Below are 21,590 nucleotides of genomic sequence, written 5' to 3'. Positions count from 1 at the left end.
CGGCTAGGGATTTGTGGAGGCGACGCGCGTCAGCGCGAGCGAGGGCGTCGCCGCCATCTTCACCAGCACGTCCTTGAGGGGATCGCGCGTCCAGGCGCGGGTGACATAGTCGCGATGGGTGATGCCCTCGCCGGTCTCCACGAACACCACACTGCCGGGTCGTAGCGGCCCATCCATGTCCTCGACGACGCCGATGCCCTTCTGGCGGAGCATGCTCATCAGCTCGCGGTCGCGCCGGGCGGTGTAGCGGGTGTAGGCGCTGACGAAGAAGCCGGAACGGTGGCTCTCGATCCAGGACGCGAACTTGTCCATCTCGCCATAGACGGCATCGAACAGCACCACGCCGCGCACGCGGTCGCTGATGCCGCCGACCTCGAGGCTCCAGGCCGTCGGCAGGAAGCCGCCGCTATAGCCGACGATCACGATCGGCATGTTGGCGAAGGCGCGCGCGCTGTTGGGATCGCCGGTGAGGCGGGCAAGATGATCGGCCGATTCCGCCATGAAGCGCTTGAAGCCGCCCGGCTGCCAGAATTTTCCGGCGCTGGAATCGGCGGCGTCCACCGCCATCTGCGGCGCGAGCAGGATCGCATTGGCGCCGGAATCGGTGATCTGTTTCGGCACCATCTGCCGGTCGCGGACGTCGCGCTCGAGCGTCGCGCCATTGCCATGGAAGAACACCACGATCACGCCCGGCTTGCGGACATCGAAATGCTCGGGGACGTGCACCAGTACCCGGCTGTCGCTGTAGGTCTCGTCCTGCCAGTAGACGCGGCCGGAATAGCTGCGGTGGCCGCGGCGGTCGCCTTTGGAAATGTTGAGGAAGGGCGCGTCGGAGGCGGGGTTGTTGCCGAAATAGGGAAAGGCCGACGACTTCATGCTGACGAGTGTCGTCAAGTCCTCGCGGGCGGGGCGCTTGTACGGGACTTGCGGCTCGAGCGAGGCCACCTTGTAGGGCGCCTGGTCCGGATTCTGCCGCTGGACTGCGCTCTTGGGCGAGAAGTCCGACATCTGCCGCTGCAGGAAGCTTTCACTCGCCGAGGGAAAGCGCTCCCTGAACTGCGGGGCAGGGAAGCGATCCTCGAACGTGTCGCCGCTTGCCACGCGCGCGTTCGACGTCTGCGAATTGGTCTTGGCGACCACCTGAACATTCGCCTGGGAGTTCGCCGCCAGTGCCGCCGGATCCGGCGCCTTGCCGCATTGAAGCAGCGTCAACGACAACGGCACCAGGGCCGAGATCAGACCAGCCCGGAGCGCACGACCATGCCGACCGGACGACGTCCGGTCGGCACGATCATCAGCTCTCGGTTTCGGAGCGGCCCCGACCATCCACCCATGACCCCAAAGTCACGACCCAAGTCTAAAGTCCCAAGTCACACGTCCATCGGCAATCTTGAAGTAATTGAGCCGACCGGCGTTTAGGCGACGTTAAGCGTCCGGAGAAACTCCCCACATCCGGAACGCTCGAAAGGACCATGCAATCGTGTCCTGATTGTGGGGAGGGGGAACGGGCAAATCCGGGCAAACTCCAGTGCCACCGCCCAAAAACGCGCGTTTACGGTGTTTCGATACCTGCTTCCATTGCCTCATTTAACCCTTGTTAACCCTGCTTGAATTGACTGGGCCAAAGTGCACGATGGGCCCCGCGAGGCGAAGGGCCTGAGGTTAAGGACCCCGATGACGGCATCAGATGCGGGTACCCCGCCCTGGACGGACCGGCTGACCGGGAGGGGGGCCGGGGTCTCCGTTCCGGTCGCCACCGCCATCGTCGTGGCCGACATGATCGGGGTCGGCGTCTTCACCAGCCTCGGCTTCCAGGTCAAGGACATCCCGTCCGGCTTCTCGATCCTGCTGCTCTGGACGGTTGGCGGCGTCGTCGCACTGTGCGGTGTGTTCGCGTACAGCGAGTTGGGCGCGATGTTTCCGCGTTCGAGCGGCGAGTACAATTTCCTTGGCCGCGCCTATCACCCGGCCTTCGGCTTCCTCGCCGGCTGGGTGTCGGCCACGGTCGGCTTCGCGGCGCCGGTCGCGCTCGCCGCGATGGCGTTCGGGGAATATGCCAAGTCGGTCGTACCCGATCTGCCGGCGATTCCGCTCGCCATCGGCGTCGTGTGGCTGGTTTCGCTGGTGCAGCTGACCGGCGTTAGGCACTCGTCCACGTTCCAGCTGATCTCGACCGTCCTCAAGGTCGTGCTGATCGTCGGCTTCCTGGTCGCCGGCTTCGTCATCGCCGTGCCGCAGCCGATCACCTTCACGCCGCAGCCGGGCGATATCGCCCACATCGTCAGCGCGCCGTTCGCGATCGGACTCGTCTTCGTGATGTATTCGTTCTCGGGCTGGAACGCGGCGACCTACATCATCGGCGAGATGAACATGCCGCAGCGGAACCTGCCGCGCGCGCTGCTCGCGGGCACGCTGATCGTGCTCGTGCTGTACGTCGCACTGAACGCGGTGTTTCTGCATTCGACGCCGGTCAGCGCGCTCGCCGGCCAGCTCGACGTCGCCAGTGTCGCCGGCACCGCCATCTTCGGCAGTCTCGGCGGTCGAATCGTGGGCGCCATGATCTGCTTCGGTCTGATCTCTTCGATCAGCGCGATGATGTGGATCGGCCCGCGTGTGATGATGACGATGGGGGAGGACATTCCCGCCTTACGCGTCTTCTCCAAGCGGTCGGTGAGCGGCGCGCCGGCCTATGCCATCCTGTTCCAATTGGCCATCGCCAATCTTCTGCTGTTCACGCGCAGCTTCGAGGCGGTGCTCGACTTCATCCAGTTCGCGCTGTTGTTCTGCTCGTTCTTCACGGTCGCCGGCGTCATCAAGCTGCGGATCACCGATCCCGATCTGCCGCGGCCCTATCGCGCCTGGGGATACCCGTTCACGCCGCTCGTGTTTCTGCTCGTGACCGCGTTCATGATGTACTACCTTCTGACGGAGCGGCCGGTTCAGTCGCTGTCGGGAATGCTCGTCATGCTCTCCGGCCTTTTGATCTACGCTGTTTTCCGCAGACGGCCCGTTGCCGCTGCCGCATCACCGCATCGCGAATAGACATGCTCCGCTCCTTGAGAATTGCGGCCGTTGCTTTTGCCCTGTTGGCTGCGGCCGTATCGTCCGCGCGTGCCGCAGAGGTCTCTTTCGACGACACGGCGCGCTTCCTTGCGGGCATGCAGCCTTCGGCGGACTCGCCGCTGGTGCCGCTCACCAGGGACCCGGCCTGGCAGCGTCACGCCAAATTCTTCGACGGCGCCTTCGCTCAGCTCGAGCAGCGTCAGATCTCGAAGATCCGCAGCTGGGCCGACCTCAATCTCGCCGCGCCCCGACCGACCATGTTCTATTTGTTCAGCGGTCCCGATTTCCTCTACGCCAACGCCTTCTATTCCAAGGCCAGCACCTACGTGCTCGGCGCGCTGGAGCCGGTCGGCGCGGTGCCCGATTTGACGCGGCTGCCGCGCGGTTCGGTCGGCGCTGCGCTCTACAACGTCGAACGCTCGCTGGGCTCGATCCTGAGCTTCTCGTTCTTCATCACCAAGCAGATGAAGGTCGACCTGAGCGCCAACCAGGTCAACGGCACCCTGCCGATCCTCTATGTCTTCCTCGCCCGCTCCGGCAAGACCATCCGCAATGTCGAGATGGTCGCGCTCGACGACAAGGGCGAGCTCCATGTCGGCGGCGACAATCCCGGACGGAACGCGACGCGCGGCGTCCGCATCAGCTTCGCCGGCAGCGACGGGGAAACGCGCACGCTGTATTATTTCTCGACCGACCTCTCCAATTCCGGCGCGCGTGCCGCAGGCTTCCTGAAATTCTGCGAGACGCTCGGGCCCGGCAACAGCCTGATCAAGAGTGCGTCCTACCTGTTGCACTCCGGCAATTTCACCGTCGCACGCGACTGGTTGCTCGCCAACAGCGCCACCATCATCCAGGACGATTCCGGCATTCCGCTCGCGAACTACAATTCACGGCAATGGCGGTTCTTCCCGTTCGGCCGCTATCTCGGCCCCATCGACGAATTCCCGGGCCGCTACCAGGAGCGCTACGCCGAGCTGTTCACGCGCGCCCAGCCGATCGATTTCGGTGTCGGCTATCGCTGGCGCACGCGCGAATCGAATTTGCTGCTGGCGGTGAAGGTGCCGGGTAGCGAGACCGCACCGGCTGCGGAGACCACTTCGGCCGCCGAGCCGGCGCCGAAGCCGCCGCGCCCGAAGCGGCCACGGCCGCCGGAATCGGTCCCGCCGTCACAAGGACGTCTTTTCTGGTTCCGGTAGGCTCTTTGCGGGAGGCTGGACGTCAAGAGGACTGGGCCACGACGACCAGCACCTCGGCTTTCTGCCGGCCGAGGCTCCTGACCTCGTGCGGCGTCTCGCCTGAAAAATACAGGCAGTCCCCCTTGCCGAGGACGAGCTCTTCGCCGTCGAGCTTGATCGCGATCCTGCCGTTGACGACGAACAGCAGTTCCTCGCCCGCATGCGAGGCGCGCGTGGCGGCCTTGTGCGGGGGGCTCAGCAGAAACGGCTCCATCATCTTGCGGGTGCGACCGGTCGCCAGCGGGACCACGCCAAAGGTGTCCTGGAACAGCGGCACATTTCCGTTCTGGCGGCGGAACAACGTGTAGCGCGGCGCCGGCTCGGCGTTCGGATCGAAGAAGTTTGCGACATTGACCTCCAGCGCGGCCGCCATTCGCAGCAGCGCGGCGAGGGAGGGGATCTTGAGGTTGCGCTCGACCAGCGAGATGTAGCCGCGTGTGAGATCGCTCTGCCGTGCCAGCTGGTCCAGCGTCAGGCCCTTGGCAGTCCGCGCCTGGCGGATGTTGGCCCCGACCGCCGTCGCCTTGCTGACGTCAAGCACGAAAAGAATCTCCCGAACTGCTGAGGCCCCGTTTTGCAACAGATGGCGCCGGACCGCCAGCCCGGTGGCCGGCAAGGCGCCGCGCCGGTCGCCGTCAACTGTATTCCAAAAGAAAACTCGTGAGCAGAAATTTCAGGCAGAGGCGCGGATATTGTGAGCAGGTGTATTGGAATTTCGCGAGAATCCGCTGAAAATACGAGCAATTTATCGACTTTGCCACGATGGCCGGCATTTGCCGCTTTCCGATGCGTTGATTTCTAATAGTAAACATGATCGATTTTACCGTCATGGCTGCCGATGGGCGCCACGCCCGAACCAACTGCTTTTCCCCTGGCGCCGGTACCTTTTGGAGAGATCGATGACCGTAGCAGACGACGTAACCCTGAATGTAGCGCCGGACGAGGCGGCGAGCTTGCGGCGGATCGTGTGGTCGAGCGTGATCGGCACCGCGGTCGAATGGTACGATTTCCTCATTTACGGCACGGCGACCGCGCTGGTGTTCAACAAGGTCTTCTTCGCCGCCGGCAATCCCACGCTCGCCACCATCGCCGCTTTCGGCACCTACGCCGTCGGCTTCCTGGCACGGCCGCTCGGGGCTGCAATCTTCGGCCATTATGGCGACCGCGTCGGCCGCAAGGCGATGCTCGCGATCACGATCATGGTGATGGGCATCGGCACCTTCCTGATCGGCCTGCTTCCGACTTACCAGCAGATCGGCATCGCCGCACCGGTGCTGCTGATTGGATTGCGCTTTCTCCAGGGTATCGGCCTCGGCGGCGAATGGGGCGGTGCGGTGCTGATGGTGGTGGAGAACTGCCCGACGCACCGCCGCGGACTGCTCGGCAGCATGGTGCAGGTCGGCAATCCCATCGGCAATCTTGCCGCGATCGGCATGTTCGCGCTGGTGGCGAGCCTGCCCGAAAGCGACTTCATGACCTACGGCTGGCGCATTCCGTTCCTGATTTCGATCCTGCTGGTCGGCGTCGGCCTCTACATCCGCCTCAACATGGAGGAGACTGCGGCCTTCCGTCAGGTCCAGGCGAAGAAGGACGTCGCCAGGATGCCGCTGGTCGAGATCTTCAAACACCATCGCAGGCCCTTCTTCACGGCGGTCGGGCTGAAGATTTCCGAGATCGCCTATGCCAGCATCGGCGGTGTCTTCGTGATGTCCTACGCGACGGCCAATCTTGGCCTGTCGCGCACCGTGGTGCTGAATGGCGCCTTCGCTGCGTCGCTGGTCGCGCTGCTCGCCATTCCGCTGTTCGGCTGGCTGTCCGACCTCGTCGGCCGCAAGACCATGTTCTATGCAAGCTGCGTGTTCTCGGCGCTGTTTGCCTTCCCGCTGTTCTGGCTGCTCGACACCCGCGATCCCACCATTGTCATCTGCACCATCGTGGTCGCGATCACCTTCGGGCAGATGGTGATGTTCGGCATCGGCGCGCCCTGGTATTCCGAGCTGTTCACCGCGCGGTTGCGCTATAGCGGTGCCTCGCTCGGATTCCAGGTCGGCGCGGCGATCAGCGGCGGGTTGACCCCGCTGATTGCGGCGTCTCTGATGGCGTGGAGCGGCGGCGCCACCTGGCCGGTCTCGCTGCTGCTGATCGCCTGCGCCGCCATCAGCGCGACCGCGACCACGCTTGCGCCCGAGATGGCGAACAAGGAACTGACCTGATCCCCCCGGCGCCGCCGCCGGCGGCGCCACCAGTCTCATAAGGATTCGCCATGCTCGATACGGTCAACGCCGCTCCGGCCCAGGGCGCAGCACAGCTCGGCTGGACCGGCGTCGTGCGCTTCCTCCATCTCGCCCCGCGCGCGTTCCTGCCGATGCGTGCGGCCGAGACGCTCACCCTTGTCGCCGGCAGGGGAATCGAGGGCGACCGCTACATGATCGGCAACGAAGAGGGATTTTACTCGCACAAGCCCGAGGAGGGCCGGCAGGTCACCCTGTTCGAACTCGAGACCCTTGTCGCGCTCAAGCGCGACTTCGGCATCGAACTCGGCCCGGAAGAGCATCGGCGGAACGTCACGGTGGAGGGCGTGCCGCTGAATCATCTCGTCGGCCGCCGCTTCTGGCTGGGCGAGACCCTGCTGGAAGCGACCCGGCTCTCGGTGCCGTGCCGGCATATCGAGGAAATCACCGGCAAGGCGATCTTCGATCCCCTGATCAACCGTTCGGGCCTCAACTGCAAGATTCGCCAGGGCGGGATCGTGAAAGTCGGCGACACCGTGCGGAACGCGGCATGAAGGCGCGCCCCATCACGACGGTCAAGACGGTCGTCACCGGCATCGAGGAGGCGGGGGCGGGGACCAAACTGTTCACGCTGGCCGATCCCGACCAATGGGACTTGCCGCCGTTCAAGCCTGGCGCGCATATCGATCTGCATCTGCCGAATGGGCTGGTCCGCACCTATTCGTTGTGCAACGAGCCCGCGGACAACGCACGCTATGTCATTGCGGTCAAGCGCGAGGCGGAGGGACGCGGCGGCTCGCGCGCGCTTCATGATGACGTCGGGGTTGGCGATGTCATCGGCGTTTCATTGCCGCGCGGTGGGCTGGAGCCCGATGCGCGCGTCGCCCGCTACGTGTTCGTCGCCGGCGGCATCGGCGTGACGCCGTTTTTGTCGATGGCGCGGCATTTCCAACGCACCGCGCAGGCCGACGTCACGCTGCATCTGGTCGTGCGTGAGGAGATGCCGCTCGCCGCGCATCTCAGCTCGCTGATCGAGGCGGGGACTGTCGTCGTGCATCGGACGTCGCGAGAGGGGCGTCCAGATCTGGCGGAGTTGGTCGGCGATCCCAATCCGGAGACCATGGTCGGCTGCTGCGGCCCGGAAAGCATGATCGAGGACTTCGAGCGGGTGACCGCAGCTTGGCCCGCGGCGCGTGTCCATGTCGAGCGTTTCGTCGCGCCACCGCCGATCATCGATCCCGACGCCAAACCATTCACCCTGTCGCTGGCGCGCTCGGGCGGCGAGATTCACGTGCGGGCCGGTCAGACCATGCTGGCCGCGTTAAAGGAGGGTGGCATCGACATCGCGACCTCCTGCTGCGGCGGCATCTGCGGCGCCTGCAAGGTCGGCTGGATCGAGGGCAAGCCGGTTCACCGCGATCGAGTCCTGTCGCCCTATGAGCGCGAGCGCTATCTCATGGTTTGCGTGGCCGGCTCGGACTCCGAGCGGCTGGTGCTGGACCTCTAGGCTACCAATGCACGCTCTGGCTCGGCACGATGAAGGTCGTCGTGCTCGGTTGTGTCGCTAGGCTCCTCGTCAGATACCAGCCGGAGCCGAGGACGAGTGCGAGCAAAGCGATGATGGCCAGCAGGTCGATGGCTCTCGGATCGTGTCCCCTGTGACCGAGATTCGGGCCGGGCTTGACGTGAAAATACGGGCTGATTTTCCAGCGCATTGTTGTTTCCTCCCGTGGGAGCGTCACAACAACGCGAGCGGAAAGTCCAAGGTTCCGGTCGGCCAGCGCTGCACCAGGCGCCGCGTCAAATGTCAGGATGCATTGACCCCGCGCCAGCGGCCGTAGCGCCAGGGCAGATACCATCGTGCGCCTCGCGGAGCGGTAAGAGGCACGTTGTCGATGCCGGACGTGCCGAAGGGATGGCAGCGGAGCAGGCGCGCGAGCGTCATCCAGCCGCCGGCCCACAACCCGAACCGTTCGATCGCCTCATCTCCGTAAACGGAGCAGGTCGGCAGGTGCCGGCAGTTGTAACCGACCAGGGGTGACAACGTATGGCGATACAGCCAGATCAGCGCGCGGCCGAATCGACGCGGCAGGCGGAGCACACCATCGGCGGAACTGGAACAATGCTCGCAGGCTGAATGCTTCATGTGCGTTGTGCTGCGAGGTTGAGCGAGGGGTTGCCCGGTTCCGGCGCAGGGAACTGTAAGCTGTTGTTTCCACGCCATATTTTGCATGCTTTTTGGGAGCAGTGCAGCAAGTATCTGTGGACGATCTGTATTCGCCCGGATACCATTTTTATGACGGCCGTGTGTAAAAACATACGCCCGTATGATGGACTCAGATTGCGCTGCCGGGGATTGTTTGGGGACCGGGGGCCTTGGGGCTTGGGGAAGGAACCAGGTTGAGACTTCTGCACTCCCTTGATCTTCGCGGCTGGTTGCTGGTGGGAACCGCCGTTTGTGGAGTCGCGCTGGCTGGCGCCGTCGCCACGTTCGGATCGTCGGCCCGCGCCGGCGCTGCCCTCGAAGAGCGCAAGCTGCCGATGAAGTTCAGCTGGGTCGCCTGTGAGCCGAACTGTCGGGGCTGGATCAGCGCAGTCGGCATCATCACGGCCGATACGCCCAAGGAATTCGAAGAGTTTTCCCGCGGCCGGCAGCTCGGCGGCGCCACGGTGGTGCTCGATTCCAGCGGCGGCTCCGTCAATGATGCGATCACGCTCGGCCGGCGCTTCCGTAACCTCGGGCTGCTGACCACGGTCGGCGTAAGTCTCCGTGGCGGGCCGTCGACGCGCCCGGCGGTCGCGCCGGAAGCGTATTGCGAATCCATGTGCGCGTTCCTGCTGCTGGCCGGCAAGAAGCGCTACGTGCCGGAAGCCGCCCATGTCCGGGTTCACCAGATCTGGATGGGCGACCGCGCCGACGATGCCAAGGCGGCGAGCTACAGCGCGCAGGACCTGATGATCGTGGAGCGCGACATCGGCCGCCTCGCCAAATACACGTTCGACATGGGTGGCGCCGGCGACTTGCTGTCGCTTGCGCTCAGCGTCCCGCCCTGGGAGGACCTGCACGAGCTCGATCCCGGTGAGCTCAAGCTCACCAATCTGGTCACGACGGATCTCGTGGCTGACGTGCTGCCGCACGTGGACATCTCGGCGCCGGCAATGGCGGAGCTTGCACCGAAGACGCAGGCGAGGTTCGGCGCGGAACCGGAGCAGGCTTCCAAGTCGACCAAGACGGCGGAAGCCGTGGTGCCGACCGGCAGCGTTGCCACGCCGGCTGCGGCGACGCCAAAGTAAGCCTTCAAATCCCGGCAGTCATTCCGGGACGCGCGTCAGCGCGAACCTTGGTGCGCGATGCTGCGCATCGCCCCGGAATGACGGAGAGGGGTTTCAGCCTTGCGCTGCGGCCGGCTGCTTGGCCTTGGCCTCGATCTGGCCGATGGCATCAACCACGGCATCGAAGGTGAGAAGCGTCGAGGCATGGCGCGCCTTGTAGTCGCGGACCGGCTCGAGGAACCTAATCTCCTCCCATTTGCCTTGGGGGGGCGCGCCATTTTCCTTCAGCATCTTGCGAACGGTTTCGCGTAACTCACGGAGTTCGCTAGCAGTCGAGCCGACCACGTGACTTGCCATGATGGATGAAGAGGCTTGGCCCAAGGCGCAGGCCTTCACGTCATGGGCGAAGTCGGTGACGGTGTCCCCGTTCATCTTGAGGTCGACCTTCACGGTCGAACCGCACAGCTTGGAATGGGCGGTGGCGGAGGCATCGGGGTCCGCCAACCGTCCGAGGCGCGGAATATTCCCGGCCAGCTCGATGATCCGCTTGTTGTAAATGTCGTTCAGCATGTGATGGAGTCCAACACGTCCACTCCCGCTTCCAGGCCGGATCGGCCTTGGCGGGCGCCGCCCACGGTCCTATATAAGGGCGGAACTGGTGGAAAAACAGTCCAACGGTGCGGTGGCGGTGATCCAGATCTGTGCTGCCGGTGTTGCGACTTCGGGACTTCCGCCGAAACTGTTCTGTTCAGGCGTCCGGCGGCTTGGCCGCCCCGTCTGCCGGTGACACTCCGGCCGTTAGGCCGTCGAACGGAGAAGATATGGACGCTGCAATCAAATCCATCCGCCCGGGCAAACCCTCCGACCGGCAGCCCGAGAGCCGCCCGGCCGAGCTTGATCCTGCCGAATTCCTCGCGGCCGCCGTCCGCGCCGACCAGCCGCGTCCTGCGCGCGCCGAGGCTGAAGCGGCGGTGAAGACGCTGCTCGCCTATATCGGCGAGAACACCGAGCGCGAGGGCCTGCTCGACACGCCGCGCCGCGTTGTCGAGGCTTTCGACGAGCTCTATCAGGGCTACCACCAGTGCCCGGCCGAGGTGCTCGACCGTACCTTCGGCGAGACGGCGGGCTATGACGATTTCGTCCTGGTGCGCGACATCGAGTTCACCTCGCAATGCGAGCATCACATGATGCCGTTCTACGGCAAGGCGCACATCGCCTATACGCCGGTGGAGCGCGTCGTCGGCCTGTCCAAGCTGGCCCGCCTGACCGACATCTTCGCCCGCCGGCTCCAGACCCAGGAGCACCTGACCGCGCAGATCGCCGCCGCGATCGACGAGGTGCTCAAGCCGCGCGGCGTTGCCGTGCTGATCGAGGCCGAGCATACCTGCATGTCGGTGCGCGGCGTTGCCAAGCATGGCGCCTCCACCTTCACCAGCCGCTTCACCGGCATGTTCCGCGACAATCCGGCGGAGCAGGCCCGCTTCCTGTCCCTGGTGCGAGGCACGAGCCGCTGACCTCGCGACAACCGGCGAGAGTTGCTGTGTCCGCTCACTCCCATGAGATCGAGGAGGGCCTCGCCTTCCTTCCCAAGTTCGATGCCGCTGGCCTGGTGACGGTTGTCGCCACCGACTTCGCTACCGGCGACGTGCTCATGGTCGCGCACATGAACGACGAGGCGCTGCGCAAGACGATTGCGACCGGCGAAGCCTGGTACTTCAGCCGCTCGCGCAATGCCTTGTGGCGAAAAGGTGAGACGTCGGGTCAGATCCAGCGTGTCCTCGAGATGCGCACCGATTGCGATCAGGATGCGGTCTGGATCCGCGTCGAGCAGATCGGCGCAGCCTGCCACACCGGCCGGCGGTCGTGCTTCTACCGCAAGGTCGAGGGTGAGGGCGGGGGAGCGAAGCTGGTCTTCACCGGGGCCGAGCGGCTGTTCGATCCGAACGACGTTTACAAGAAGTAGCAGCCTGTCATTCCGGGCGCGCGGAGCGCGAACCCGGAATGGCAAGGGCGGCTGGATTAACCCCCTGTTAACCATACGTGTCCCACGGTGAGACGACGGGCGCCGAATTGCCGGCGTCGCTCAACGCCGCGCGGGGCGGGCACTTCATCATGTCGGTCGACAATTTCAGTGCCACGCAGACGGCCGGCCTTGATCCGTCGCGGGCGCGTGTTGCCGGTGCGATCAAGCAGGCCTCCAACATCACAGGCGTCAGCTTCCAGTACATGCTGACCACCGCCAAGATGGAATCGGATTTCGATCCGACGGCGGGGGCCGCCACCTCGTCCGCGCACGGGCTCTACCAGTTCATCGATCAGACCTGGCTCGGCACGGTGAAGGAGGCGGGCGCCCAGCTCGGCTATGGCAGCTATGCCGACGCCATCACCAGAACGCCGTCGGGCACTTACACCGTCGATGATCCCCTCAAGAAGCGCTCGATCATGAAGCTGCGTGACGACCCCGAAGCCGCTTCCGCCATGGCGGCGGCGCTGACGCAGTCGAACAGCTTCAAGCTCACCGGTCTGCTCGGGCGCAGGCCGAGCGACAGCGAGCTCTACATGGCGCACTTCATGGGCGTCGGCGGCGCCGCGAAACTGATCGCCAATGCCGAGGACAATCCGCAAGCCGTCGGCGCGCGGCTGTTTCCCAACGCGGCGGCCGCCAACCGCTCGATCTTCTACGCCAAGGACGGTCGCGCCCGCAGTGTCTCGGAGGTCTATTCGGTCCTGGACACCCGCTATGCCAGCGCCGCGAATTCGAAAGTGACCCGCAGTGCGATGGCGATGTATGGCGGCACGCCCTCGACCAGCGAGGTCGCAAGCGCGAACGGCGTGCAGCCGACGGCACCGATGGTCGACAACGCGGCTTATCTGCAGACCTTTCCCAATACCAATGCCGTGACGCCGGTCAGCGCGACATCATCGACGAAGGTTGCAGACAATACGCCGGTCACGCCGGCATTCCGTTCGATCTATCAGCCCGGCGATGCCACGCAGCCGGTCTCGACCACGGTGCAGAAATTATGGGGCAACAATGCCTCGCTCACCACGGTCGCATCGGTGACGCCGGACGTGCGGCCGCCGCAGCCGCTCGATCTCTTCAGCGATCGCAGCGGCACGTTCTCGAGCTAGTCTTCGCGCTCGTGTCCCGGACAAGGCGCGGCGCAAAAGCGGCGCGCTGCAGAGCCGGGACCCACGCAACAAGTACCGCACTTTGATCTTTGGGCCCGGCTCAGCAGCGCATCACTTGCGTGCTGCGCTGCGTCCGGGGCGCGCGCAGGGTGCGGCCTTGTTCCCTTAACAAATCATCAACAAAACCAGCCAGTTATGGTGAACGCTTTGTTAAGCGTCGTGGTTTATTTTGTGTTGCAGGTGACGAGCCGTCATCGTTTTTTCGTTTGTTGTGTAAGCCGGAAGCAGCATGATTGTTCGGCAGTTCATCAATTGGATCAGGACGGCGCCCGCAGGCGAGCGGGCCGAGGCAACACGGGCGCTGGCCAGGGCGTGGCTGATCTCGGATCTTTCCGCAGACGATCGCACCGCCGCCGAAGGCGCGCTTCTGATGCTGCTGGACGATCCCTCGCCGCTGGTGCGGCAGGCGATGGCTGAAGCCTTTGCGCGCAGCCTTGACGCGCCGGCCGCAATCGTGCGGGCGCTGTCGGCCGATCAGCCGACGGTCGCGCTGCCGGTGCTGGAACATTCCCCGCTTCTGATCGACGCCGATCTCGTCGACATCGTCGCGACCGGAAGCGAGGAGGTGCAATGCGCGGTGGCCCGCCGCATCGCATTGCCGGTCTCGGTGTGTGCCGCGATCGCCGAAGTCGGCTGCGCGGCTGCGGCGCTGGAGCTGATCGAAAACCCCCATGCCGAACTCGCCCCGTTCTCCTGGGACCGGATCGTCGAGCGCCACGGCCATCTCGCCGCGATCCGCGAGGCGATGCTGGTGCTGGAGGATCTGCCGGCCGCAACGCGTGCGGCGCTGGTGGCAAAGCTCTCCGAGACGCTGGCGCAATTCGTCGTGGCGCGAAACTGGCTGAGCGCCGACCGCGCGGACCGCATCACAATCGAAGCGCGTGACCGCTCCACCATGAACATTGCGGCGCGCTCGCGCGGCGACGACATGCAGGGCCTGGTCCGCCATTTGCGCATCGCCGGCCAGCTGACCGCGGGCCTGATCCTGCGCGCACTGCTGTCGGGCAATCTGGGCTTGTTCGACGCGGCACTCGCCGAGCTCGCCGACCTGCCGCTGGCGCGCGTCTCGGCGCTGCTGCACGACCGCGGCGGCAACAGCGTGCATGCGCTGCTTCGTCGCGCCGGACTTCCGGAGGCGACGTTTGCGGCGTTCCAGGTCGCGCTCGAGGCCTGCCACGAGCAGGGCTTCGTCGACAGCGACGACGGCGCGGTGCGTCTGCGCCGGCGCATGGTCGAACGCGTGCTCACCCATTGCGAGTCCGATCGCGGCGCCACCGAGTCCCTGATGGTCCTGCTGCGCCGCTTCGCCACCGAGTCCGCGCGCGAAGAGGCGCGTCTGTTCTGCGACGAGATTGTCGCGGACGATGCGATCGATCCGGTGTACGACGATCTGATCGCGGCTTAGTTCAAAGCCCGCGAGAGGGCAGGCCGGAAGACACAAACACCGTCATTGCGAGCGCAGCGAAGCAATCCAGAATCCCTCCGCGGGGGCAGTCTGGATTGCTTCGCTGCGCTCGCAATGACGAGATGAGAGAGCTTACTATTCCGCCGGCGCGATGCTCGGCGCCAGGATCACTTCGAGATGCTCGGGGCGGTCGCGGTTGACGTGGGCAAGATAATCATCGGCGACCTTGCGCAGGCGGCGGCTGAGCTCGGCCGAGACGCTGATCCTGTCGAGCTTGGTGTTCTCGTGCACGATGGCGAGGATGGCGTTGATGTGGTGCGTGAACAGCTCGGCCGGCACCTTTTCCAGGTCGGGCGCGTGCTCGATGACGCGGCACAGGCTTTCGGCGATGCCTGCCGCTGAAGAAAAGCCGAACGTCGCCGCATCGCCCTTGATGTCGTGCGCGGCGTGAAACAGCTCGTCGCGCAGTTTCTTCGTGAAGCCGTCCTTCTGCACGGCGGTCCAGGCGGCGGACAGTCGCTGGACCTCGATCGCCATCCAGTCCTTGAACTCACCGGAGAGGCTCGCGAGCGCCTGCTCGGCGCGGCCGACCGGGTCGTCCAGATCCTTTTCCTCGACACGGCGCAGCACCTTGCGCAGCGGATTGGGCTGCGTGATGACCTGGTGCGTGGCGAAGGCCTTGACCTCGATGTCCCTTGCGCTGTTCTTCGCCATGATGCCTGCCTCGTCTGAAGAGGTTGCGCTAGATGGAGGAGCGGGCCTTGTCGAGCAGCGAGGGCTGCTGCAGCACCTCGTGCTTCTCGCCGACGCGGCGCTCCGGGCCCATATAGGCGGAGTTGGTGTTGCGGCGCCGGTCCGGGCCGAAATAGGTCTTGGTCTTGATGAAGGGCCGGGGATTGGCGACGACGTTCAGGATGCGCTGATAGAGCCCCTTGGCCGAGATCGGCTTGGCCAGGAATTCGGTGACGCCGGCATCGCGCGCGACCGTGACGCGGCGTTTCTCCGAATGGCCGGTCAGCATGATGATCGGTGCGTAGGGATTGCCCTTGGATTCCGGCTGGCGGATCATCTGCGCGAGTTCGAGCCCGTCGAAGATCGGCATGGCCCAGTCGGTGATGACGATGTCGGGCACGTAATGGCTGTACATTTCGAGCGCCGTGGCGCCGTCTTCGGCTTCATAGACCTCGCGCGCGCCGAAGGAATGCAGCAGCGTCCGCAGGATGCGGCGCATGTGCGGGTTGTCGTCGCAGACGAGGAAGCGCAGCTTGTTGAAGTCGATACGGAACATGACGCCCGGGCCAAAAGCGGGTCAACCTTCGTTAACCATATCGTGCCGGGAGTTAACGAAGGGTTGCGACCGGGATCTGGGCGGCGCCGGCGGGCAGGTGGTTCAGTACCCGAACTGCTCGCGCAGGATACGCTCTTCCAGGCTGTGGCCGGGATCGAACAGCATCCGCATCGCGATGGTCCTGTCGGAGAGCACCTCGACGCGGCGGACGTCGCGAACCTCGTCGTGGTCGGCGACTGCCGCCACCGGGCGCTTGTCGCCCTCCAGCACCTCGATGACGACATAGGCCGTGTTGGGCAGCAGCGCGCCGCGCCAGCGGCGCGGGCGGAAGGCGCTGATCGGGGTCAGCGCCAGCAGGGCGGCGTTGATCGGCAGGATCGGTCCCTGTGCCGAGAGGTTGTAGGCGGTCGATCCGGCCGGCGTCGCCACCATGATGCCATCGGCGATCAGTTCGGGCATGCGCTCGCGCTCGTCGATCAGGATCCGCAGGCGCGCCGCCTGGTAGGTCTGACGGAACAGGGCGACCTCGTTGATGGCGTGATGCAGGTGGACGCGGTCGTTGACGTCGGTCGCGCGCATCAGCAGCGGATTGATCTCGGACTCATGTGCCGCCTCGAGCCGCGCGCGCAGATCGTGCGTCGAATATTCGTTCATCAGGAAGCCGACCGTGCCGCGATGCATGCCGTAGATCGGCTTTCCCGTGCGCATGTGCTGGTGCAGCGTCTGCAGCATCAGCCCGTCGCCGCCGAGCGCGACGACCACGTCGGCCTCGTCAGGATCGCAATTGCCATAGTCCCTGGTCAGCTGGCCAAAGGCGGCCTGCGCCTCGCTGCTCGGGCTGGCGACGAAGGCGATCCGGTCGTATCGCGCAGGCTTGGTCATGGCGTCTCGGCAGGGCCGCTGGCTCGAGGAAGGTTCCGCCGGGCTCGTCTATACGAGGTAGACCCGTATTGTCGAGGATGCGCTTCCGCAAAAGCAATCGGGCGGCCGGTTGGGCGGCCGCCCGGTTCAATTCAGGGTAAAGACCGAGGCGATTGCCGCGGATCAATATTTTGCGATGACGACGCCCGGGGTGAAGCGATAGTTCACGCCGATCTTGACCTGGGACAGGCTGCCGCTGTCGCGCATCGTGGTGACGCCGTCGCTCATCAGCGAGGTCCGGCTGCCGAGAGCGATGTAATCGTACTCGGCCTTTGCCGACCAGTTCTTGCCGAGGTCGAACTCGGTGCCGTAGCCGATCAGCCAGCCGCTGCGATAGCCGCTGCTGCTGAAGCCGTTGGTGGCTCCGCCGAACTGGTTGACGCAGGGACCGAGCTGGAAGCCACCGACGACGGCGCCATTGAGCGGGCCGAACACGCAATTGACGTTGGTGCGGTCCTGCGCCCAGGCACCGCCGGCCTTGGCGTAGATCAGGGTGCGGTTCCAGGAATAGCCGACGCGGCCGGACAGGGTTGCGATCCAGTCCGAAGAGTTCTGGCAATTGAGCAGCAGCGCGAGGTTCTGGACCGTGGTGCAGGTGCGCGATCCGCGCAGATTCGTCGCCGCGATGTCGCCCTCGATACCGAGCACCCAGTTGCTGGGCATCTGGTAGTTGTAGCCGACCTGGAGGCCGCCGAGGCCGCCGAACACACGCGGATTGTTGCCGTCGATCGGATCGCCGACAAAGCGGATATCCGTCTTGCCGTATTCGACACCGAGCGAGCCGCCGATATAGACGCCGGTCCAGTTGGTCGGCGCAATGACGGTGCCGGCGGCCTTGGCCGGCGCCTTCAGCGGCATGATCGAGGCGATCTGTTCCGGCGTGAACTGGTAGCGGAGGCCGGCATTGGCGGTCCAGCCGTCGATGTTTTCGCCGTTGCGATAGTCACCGCGGACGAAGCCGAGCCAGCCGGTGTTGACGAGCTGGCCTGCAACACCGAGCGAGTACTGACCGTAGGTGCCGACCCGGCTCGTGGTGGTGTTCTGCGAAATCGCGATCGGGACGACGCCGAACACGCTGGCGTTCAGGCTGTTGACCGACGAGGTCACGTCGCCGGCGAACTCGTGGAAGACGCTGACCGAGGCGAAGGGCTGCAGGATCAGGTTGCCCGAAGTGACCGTCGTGCCGCCACGCAGGGTGAAGCGCCCGATCTTGCTCTCGATCGGCGAGGTGGTCACGGTCGAGACGATGCCTTGCGAGACGGCGCCGCCGCTCAAGGTGTAGTCGTCGACATTGGTCCGCGACCAGGTGAAGCCCGCGGACGGCTCGATGAACCAATTGTTGGCCAAGGCGAAATTGTAGCCGACCGAGCCCGACACGGAGGTGCCGCGCGCGCCGATCTGCTGGTTGAACAGCCCGACGCCGACATTGGTCAGGTCGGCGCGGTAAAACTCTTCGCGCACCATGATGTCGGCGAAGAAGCGGCCATAGGTCGCGACCACATAGGCCCCGAGGAAAGGGACCTCGAAATTCGTGCTGCCACCCGCATTGTCGGTGGCCTTGGACGACAAATAGCCGGCGGTGGTGCCGACGTGAACGTTCCAGCCGCGCCAGTTCAGGCGCGAGATGTCCTGCCCGACCTGAACGCCCCCGAAGCTCTGATGAACGGAGTTGGCGCAATTGAAGTTCGATGCAGCACCGAGCACCGGATTGAGGATGCCGGCATTCACCGTGCCGGTCGACGTCGAGGTGAACCTGTTGGTGACCTCGCCGCCGACGCCGCGGACCCAGATTCCCCCACCGGGCTGCTCGGGCTTCGGATCGGCGGGCGCCGAGACGAAGGCGCTGCCTTGCTGCGTGAGGAATGCGGTGTTGGTGGTGCCGAGAGCACCGGCGACTGACCCTGAGGCCGCGCCGTTCACCGCCGAAATCGCCGCCAATTGTGCGCCGAAGAATCCCGCGCCGGGTCCTGTGACGGCGCCGGTGCATTGCGCGAAGGCTGCCGACGAGCTCAGCGAAAGTCCGACGACTGCACCGGACAGGAGCTTCGTGCTGCTGATCCGCCCGGTCAGCCTGAGCACAAACTGCCTCATTCCCAGCCCCCAATAATCGAAAAATAAGGAATCAACAGACGCAGTAACACTCAGACACAAAACTAGAGGAGGCACGCTTGCACCGGAAGCGTGGCGAGGCGCGTTTCACGTGATCGGCGGCCGATTTCGAATCGCCTGTACCGGAGCCGCCACATGTGGCGGGATGTCGCATGGCAGGCTGTGATGTGCATCACGCTGGGACCAGGATGCTCGGAATACCTTTTGTGAGCAGCCGCTCCGGGCGCATTGATCGCGGCGGTCTACGGCGATAAAATATGAATAGATTTAGCGATTTTCGGGCGAGCGCGTGAATGCCGAGTCCCTTGCAAGGGATAGGATCGGCGCATTAGCGCACGTTCGGCTTGGATTTTATGATGCTCCGGCGTCTGATCGCAGCGATGGCGATGATCGGCGGGACCCTCCTGGCCGTGGTCCTGTCGAGCGATTGCGCGTTCGCCGAGCGGCGCGTGGCGCTGGTGGTTGGTAACTCGCTCTATCAATCCGTCCCGCAATTGCCCAATCCCTCGCGCGATGCCAGCTCGGTCGCGAAGATGTTCCGCGATGCCGGCTTCGACACCGTCGAGACGCTGAACAATGTCGGCAACCTCGAATTCAAGCGCGCGATCCGCAAGTTCGAGACCACGGCGGACCAGGCCGACATCGCGGTCGTCTATTACGCCGGACACGGGCTCGAGATCGGCGGCACCAATTATCTCATCCCGGTCGATGCGAGGCTGGCTTCCGACCGCGACGCCGACGACGAGGCCATCCCGCTGGAGCGGCTTGTCTCCTCCGCGGATGGCGCAAGGCGGCTTCGTCTGATCATTCTCGATGCTTGCCGCGACAATCCGTTCGTCGGCACGATGAAGCGCGAGCGGCGCAACCTTACGACGCGCGCGGTCAGCGGCGGTCTCGGCAAGGTCGAGCCCACGATGACCGACACGCTGATCGCCTACGCGGCGAAGGCCGGCTCGACGGCGGATGATGGCGATGGCGATCACAGTCCGTTCACCACGTCGGTCCTCAAGAATCTTCCCGTCCCGGGTCTCGACATTCGCCTTGCCTTCGGCCGCGTCAGGGATGAAGTCCTGAAGGCGACGGCCAATCGCCAGGAGCCGTATGTTTACGGCGCGCTCGGGGGTGGCACGATCTCGCTGGTGCCGGCGCCGGCCGTGCCGCGCGAGGCGCCGGTCAGTGACGTCAAGGCGGATTACGACCTGGTGCAGAAGATCGGCACGCGGCGGGCATGGGAGGTCTTCCTCGCGACCCATCCGACCGGCTTCTATGCCGAGCTGGCGCGGGCGCAGATCGAGGCACTGGCGAGCCAGCCGCAAGCGCCGCCGGCCAATATCCAGGTTGCCGCCTATCCGCAGTCGGCGCCGCCAAGCCGCGATGCGCCGCCCACCCGCGAGCAGATCGAGTGGGACAAGATCAAGGACAGCGTCGACATCCCCGTGCTGCAGCGCTTCATCAAGCGTTTTCCCGATGCGCCGCTCGCGATCACCGCGCAGCAGCGCATCGATTTGTTGAAACAGGCGATCCAGGAACGCGAGGACAAGGCGCGCGCCGAACGCGAGGCGGCGCGCCAGGCTGCCGAGGAAGCCAAGCGCAAGGCCGACGCGGAGAAGGCCGAGCTCGCCGCACAGAGGAAGCGCGAGGACGACGAGCGCCGCGCCCGCGAAGCCGAGGCGGCCGAGAGGGCGAAGGCGGCTGCCGCCGCTGCTGCCGCAGAGAAGAAGCGCCAGGACGATGAACGCCGCGCCGCCGCAGCCGAAGCCGAGCGCCTTGCCAAAGCGGCCGAGGCGGAGCGCAAGGCGCAGGAGGCCAGGCAGAAGGCCGAGCAGGCCGAGCGTGACCGGATCGCGGCGGAGGCTGCTGCAGCAAGGGCCGCCGCGGAGAAGCAGGCACGTGATGCGGAGGACGCGCGCAAGAAGGCCGAGATCGCCGCCGCCAGGGAGGCCAGCGCAGCCGAGAAGAAGCGTCTCGAGGACGAACGCCGCGCCGCCGCCGTCGAAGCCGAGCGCCTCGCCAAGGCGGCCGAGGCCGAGCGCAAGGCGCAGGAAGTCAGGCAGAAGGCCGAGCAGGCCGAGCGCGATCGTGCGGCAGCCGCGGCTGCTGCCGCGAAGGCGGCGGCCGAGAAGCAGGCGAGGGAGGCCGAGGAGGCGCGCAAGGCGGCCGAGCTCGCCGCGTCAAGGGAAGCCGCCTGCAAAGACCAGCAGGGCAAGCTCGACGCGATCGTCGCCAAGGGCAGCGAGGGCACGGGCGTCGACGACCTCAAGGCATTCTCCAGGACGGTCACCTGCGACCGGCTCGGGCCGGTCGTCGTCGCCGCGATCGACCGTTTCAATGCAGAGGCCGCCAAGCGGGCGGCGGCCCAGCCGAACTCGCCGCAGCTCGTCACCTCGGCGCAGTCCGAACTGGTCCGACTGGGATGTCTGACCGGCAAGCCCGACGGCAAGCTGGGCGAGCCGACCAAAGCCGCGCTCGTCCGCTATCTCGCCATCGGCGGCCAGCCGACAGAGGCCGACAAGATCAGCGTGACGCAGGATCTCGTCGGCGAGCTCGCCAAGCGCGCCACGCGCGTCTGCCCGATCCAGTGCAAGAGCGACGAAACGCTGAAGGGCGACCTCTGCGTCGCCAACGAGAAACCGGCGCCGGCCGCGACCGCCTCGCGCAAGAACGAGGACGAGGACAAGCCCCGCCGCAAGCAGACGAGCCGCGAAGCCGACCGCGAGCCGGCCAGGCGTGCGCGGCCCGACAACGATGCGCCGCGTGCCCGGCAACAGGCTGTCGCACGTCCGAGCATCGTGAGCGGCGGTGGCGGCGGTCATAGCACGATGATCGGCGTCGGGTTCTGAAACGATCGGCGGGCGGTGGCGTTAGCTGGCTGG

General features: G+C 65.4%; 20 protein-coding genes. 11 read left to right on the top strand and 9 right to left on the bottom strand.

Annotated features, from left to right (window positions below):
• Window positions 1-3 precede the first annotated feature (3 nt).
• Window positions 4-1,326 (bottom strand): alpha/beta hydrolase, encoded by a 1,323-nt coding sequence (locus BDOA9_RS27235; protein WP_025037108.1) that lies wholly within the window; start codon window positions 1,324-1,326, stop codon window positions 4-6.
• A 348-nt stretch (window positions 1,327-1,674) separates the two neighbouring features.
• Between BDOA9_RS27235 and BDOA9_RS27230 the strand changes: the two genes are divergently transcribed.
• Both BDOA9_RS27230 and BDOA9_RS27225 read left to right on the top strand, forming a co-directional pair.
• Window positions 1,675-3,042, top strand: a complete 1,368-nt coding sequence (locus BDOA9_RS27230; protein ID WP_025037107.1) for an APC family permease — start codon at window positions 1,675-1,677, stop codon at window positions 3,040-3,042.
• Between the two features lie 2 nt (window positions 3,043-3,044).
• Window positions 3,045-4,259, top strand: a complete 1,215-nt coding sequence (locus BDOA9_RS27225) for a hypothetical protein (protein WP_025037106.1) — start codon at window positions 3,045-3,047, stop codon at window positions 4,257-4,259.
• Between the two features lie 22 nt (window positions 4,260-4,281).
• On the opposite strand, the gene BDOA9_RS27220 is transcribed toward BDOA9_RS27225, so the two are convergent.
• Window positions 4,282-4,839, bottom strand: coding sequence for a helix-turn-helix domain-containing protein (locus BDOA9_RS27220; RefSeq protein WP_025037105.1), 558 nt, complete (start codon window positions 4,837-4,839; stop codon window positions 4,282-4,284).
• A gap of 358 nt (window positions 4,840-5,197) precedes the next feature.
• Between BDOA9_RS27220 and BDOA9_RS27215 the strand changes: the two genes are divergently transcribed.
• The 3 genes from BDOA9_RS27215 to BDOA9_RS27205 are packed head-to-tail and all read left to right on the top strand — an operon-like array spanning window position 5,198 to window position 8,036.
• Window positions 5,198-6,511: an MFS transporter gene (locus BDOA9_RS27215; protein WP_025037104.1), complete on the top strand. Its 1,314-nt coding sequence runs from the start codon at window positions 5,198-5,200 to the stop codon at window positions 6,509-6,511.
• Between the two features lie 50 nt (window positions 6,512-6,561).
• On the top strand, window positions 6,562-7,083 hold the full coding sequence (locus BDOA9_RS27210; RefSeq protein ID WP_025037103.1) for an MOSC domain-containing protein: 522 nt from the start codon (window positions 6,562-6,564) through the stop codon (window positions 7,081-7,083).
• Window positions 7,080-8,036, top strand: a complete 957-nt coding sequence (locus tag BDOA9_RS27205; RefSeq protein ID WP_025037102.1) for a PDR/VanB family oxidoreductase — start codon at window positions 7,080-7,082, stop codon at window positions 8,034-8,036. The genes BDOA9_RS27210 and BDOA9_RS27205 overlap by 4 nt, the downstream gene beginning before the upstream one ends.
• Window position 8,037: 1 nt before the next feature.
• Here the strand turns inward: BDOA9_RS27205 and BDOA9_RS27200 are convergent, their stop codons facing one another.
• The gene (locus BDOA9_RS27200) at window positions 8,038-8,244 is read right to left on the bottom strand and encodes a hypothetical protein (protein ID WP_025037101.1); all 207 of its coding nucleotides are present in this window, start codon (window positions 8,242-8,244) and stop codon (window positions 8,038-8,040) included.
• Window positions 8,245-8,336: 92 nt separating this feature from the next.
• Window positions 8,337-8,675 carry a membrane protein insertion efficiency factor YidD gene (yidD, locus tag BDOA9_RS27195; RefSeq protein ID WP_025037100.1) on the bottom strand — a complete coding sequence of 113 codons (339 nt, stop codon included), beginning with the start codon at window positions 8,673-8,675 and terminating at the stop codon, window positions 8,337-8,339.
• Window positions 8,676-8,929: 254 nt separating this feature from the next.
• On the opposite strand from yidD, the gene BDOA9_RS27190 reads away from it, so the two are divergent.
• Window positions 8,930-9,823 (top strand): hypothetical protein, encoded by an 894-nt coding sequence (locus BDOA9_RS27190; protein WP_025037099.1) that lies wholly within the window; start codon window positions 8,930-8,932, stop codon window positions 9,821-9,823.
• A gap of 93 nt (window positions 9,824-9,916) precedes the next feature.
• Here the strand turns inward: BDOA9_RS27190 and BDOA9_RS27185 are convergent, their stop codons facing one another.
• The gene (locus tag BDOA9_RS27185) at window positions 9,917-10,372 is read right to left on the bottom strand and encodes an iron-sulfur cluster assembly scaffold protein (protein WP_025037098.1); all 456 of its coding nucleotides are present in this window, start codon (window positions 10,370-10,372) and stop codon (window positions 9,917-9,919) included.
• Between the two features lie 251 nt (window positions 10,373-10,623).
• Between BDOA9_RS27185 and folE the strand changes: the two genes are divergently transcribed.
• The 4 genes from folE to BDOA9_RS27165 all read left to right on the top strand — a co-directional run bounded on the left by folE (window position 10,624) and on the right by BDOA9_RS27165 (window position 14,399).
• Entirely contained in the window at window positions 10,624-11,316 is a 693-nt protein-coding gene (folE, locus tag BDOA9_RS27180; RefSeq protein WP_025037097.1) for a GTP cyclohydrolase I FolE, read from the top strand.
• Between the two features lie 26 nt (window positions 11,317-11,342).
• Entirely contained in the window at window positions 11,343-11,765 is a 423-nt protein-coding gene (gene hisI / locus BDOA9_RS27175) for a phosphoribosyl-AMP cyclohydrolase (RefSeq protein ID WP_025037096.1), read from the top strand.
• 149 nt (window positions 11,766-11,914) lie between these two features.
• The gene (locus tag BDOA9_RS27170; RefSeq protein WP_244521596.1) at window positions 11,915-12,934 is read left to right on the top strand and encodes a lytic transglycosylase domain-containing protein; all 1,020 of its coding nucleotides are present in this window, start codon (window positions 11,915-11,917) and stop codon (window positions 12,932-12,934) included.
• Between the two features lie 289 nt (window positions 12,935-13,223).
• Window positions 13,224-14,399: a DUF2336 domain-containing protein gene (locus BDOA9_RS27165; RefSeq protein ID WP_025037094.1), complete on the top strand. Its 1,176-nt coding sequence runs from the start codon at window positions 13,224-13,226 to the stop codon at window positions 14,397-14,399.
• A 135-nt stretch (window positions 14,400-14,534) separates the two neighbouring features.
• Here the strand turns inward: BDOA9_RS27165 and BDOA9_RS27160 are convergent, their stop codons facing one another.
• The 4 genes from BDOA9_RS27160 to BDOA9_RS27145 all read right to left on the bottom strand — a co-directional run bounded on the left by BDOA9_RS27160 (window position 14,535) and on the right by BDOA9_RS27145 (window position 18,699).
• Entirely contained in the window at window positions 14,535-15,113 is a 579-nt protein-coding gene (locus BDOA9_RS27160) for an Hpt domain-containing protein (protein ID WP_025037093.1), read from the bottom strand.
• 28 nt (window positions 15,114-15,141) lie between these two features.
• Window positions 15,142-15,687 carry a response regulator gene (locus BDOA9_RS27155; protein ID WP_008549760.1) on the bottom strand — a complete coding sequence of 182 codons (546 nt, stop codon included), beginning with the start codon at window positions 15,685-15,687 and terminating at the stop codon, window positions 15,142-15,144.
• Window positions 15,688-15,789: 102 nt separating this feature from the next.
• Window positions 15,790-16,569 (bottom strand): NAD kinase, encoded by a 780-nt coding sequence (locus BDOA9_RS27150; protein WP_025037092.1) that lies wholly within the window; start codon window positions 16,567-16,569, stop codon window positions 15,790-15,792.
• Window positions 16,570-16,731: 162 nt separating this feature from the next.
• The gene (locus BDOA9_RS27145) at window positions 16,732-18,699 is read right to left on the bottom strand and encodes an autotransporter domain-containing protein (RefSeq protein ID WP_025037091.1); all 1,968 of its coding nucleotides are present in this window, start codon (window positions 18,697-18,699) and stop codon (window positions 16,732-16,734) included.
• A gap of 371 nt (window positions 18,700-19,070) precedes the next feature.
• On the opposite strand from BDOA9_RS27145, the gene BDOA9_RS27140 reads away from it, so the two are divergent.
• Window positions 19,071-21,557, top strand: coding sequence for a caspase family protein (locus tag BDOA9_RS27140; protein WP_052363119.1), 2,487 nt, complete (start codon window positions 19,071-19,073; stop codon window positions 21,555-21,557).
• Window positions 21,558-21,590: the final 33 nt, after the last annotated feature.

Source organism: Bradyrhizobium sp. DOA9, from assembly GCF_000617845.2.
Taxonomy (GTDB): Bacteria; Pseudomonadota; Alphaproteobacteria; order Rhizobiales; family Xanthobacteraceae; genus Bradyrhizobium.
This window is presented reverse-complemented; position numbering and strand designations above follow the sequence as displayed.

Bases quoted from the DNA above. Each gene is read 5' to 3' on its own strand.
- BDOA9_RS27155 (WP_008549760.1), bottom strand. From the start codon at position 15,687: ATGTTCCGTATCGACTTCAACAAGCTGCGCTTCCTCGTCTGCGACGAC.
- yidD (WP_025037100.1), bottom strand. From the start codon at position 8,675: ATGAAGCATTCAGCCTGCGAGCATTGTTCCAGTTCCGCCGATGGTGTG.
- BDOA9_RS27210 (WP_025037103.1), top strand. From the start codon at position 6,562: ATGCTCGATACGGTCAACGCCGCTCCGGCCCAGGGCGCAGCACAGCTC.
- BDOA9_RS27225 (WP_025037106.1), top strand. From the start codon at position 3,045: ATGCTCCGCTCCTTGAGAATTGCGGCCGTTGCTTTTGCCCTGTTGGCT.
- BDOA9_RS27185 (WP_025037098.1), bottom strand. From the start codon at position 10,372: ATGCTGAACGACATTTACAACAAGCGGATCATCGAGCTGGCCGGGAAT.
- BDOA9_RS27145 (WP_025037091.1), bottom strand. From the start codon at position 18,699: ATGAGGCAGTTTGTGCTCAGGCTGACCGGGCGGATCAGCAGCACGAAG.
- BDOA9_RS27150 (WP_025037092.1), bottom strand. From the start codon at position 16,569: ATGACCAAGCCTGCGCGATACGACCGGATCGCCTTCGTCGCCAGCCCG.
- BDOA9_RS27200 (WP_025037101.1), bottom strand. From the start codon at position 8,244: ATGCGCTGGAAAATCAGCCCGTATTTTCACGTCAAGCCCGGCCCGAAT.
- BDOA9_RS27165 (WP_025037094.1), top strand. From the start codon at position 13,224: ATGATTGTTCGGCAGTTCATCAATTGGATCAGGACGGCGCCCGCAGGC.
- BDOA9_RS27230 (WP_025037107.1), top strand. From the start codon at position 1,675: ATGACGGCATCAGATGCGGGTACCCCGCCCTGGACGGACCGGCTGACC.
- BDOA9_RS27205 (WP_025037102.1), top strand. From the start codon at position 7,080: ATGAAGGCGCGCCCCATCACGACGGTCAAGACGGTCGTCACCGGCATC.
- BDOA9_RS27170 (WP_244521596.1), top strand. From the start codon at position 11,915: ATGTCGGTCGACAATTTCAGTGCCACGCAGACGGCCGGCCTTGATCCG.
- BDOA9_RS27215 (WP_025037104.1), top strand. From the start codon at position 5,198: ATGACCGTAGCAGACGACGTAACCCTGAATGTAGCGCCGGACGAGGCG.
- BDOA9_RS27140 (WP_052363119.1), top strand. From the start codon at position 19,071: ATGATGCTCCGGCGTCTGATCGCAGCGATGGCGATGATCGGCGGGACC.
- folE (WP_025037097.1), top strand. From the start codon at position 10,624: ATGGACGCTGCAATCAAATCCATCCGCCCGGGCAAACCCTCCGACCGG.
- BDOA9_RS27160 (WP_025037093.1), bottom strand. From the start codon at position 15,113: ATGGCGAAGAACAGCGCAAGGGACATCGAGGTCAAGGCCTTCGCCACG.
- BDOA9_RS27235 (WP_025037108.1), bottom strand. From the start codon at position 1,326: ATGGTCGGGGCCGCTCCGAAACCGAGAGCTGATGATCGTGCCGACCGG.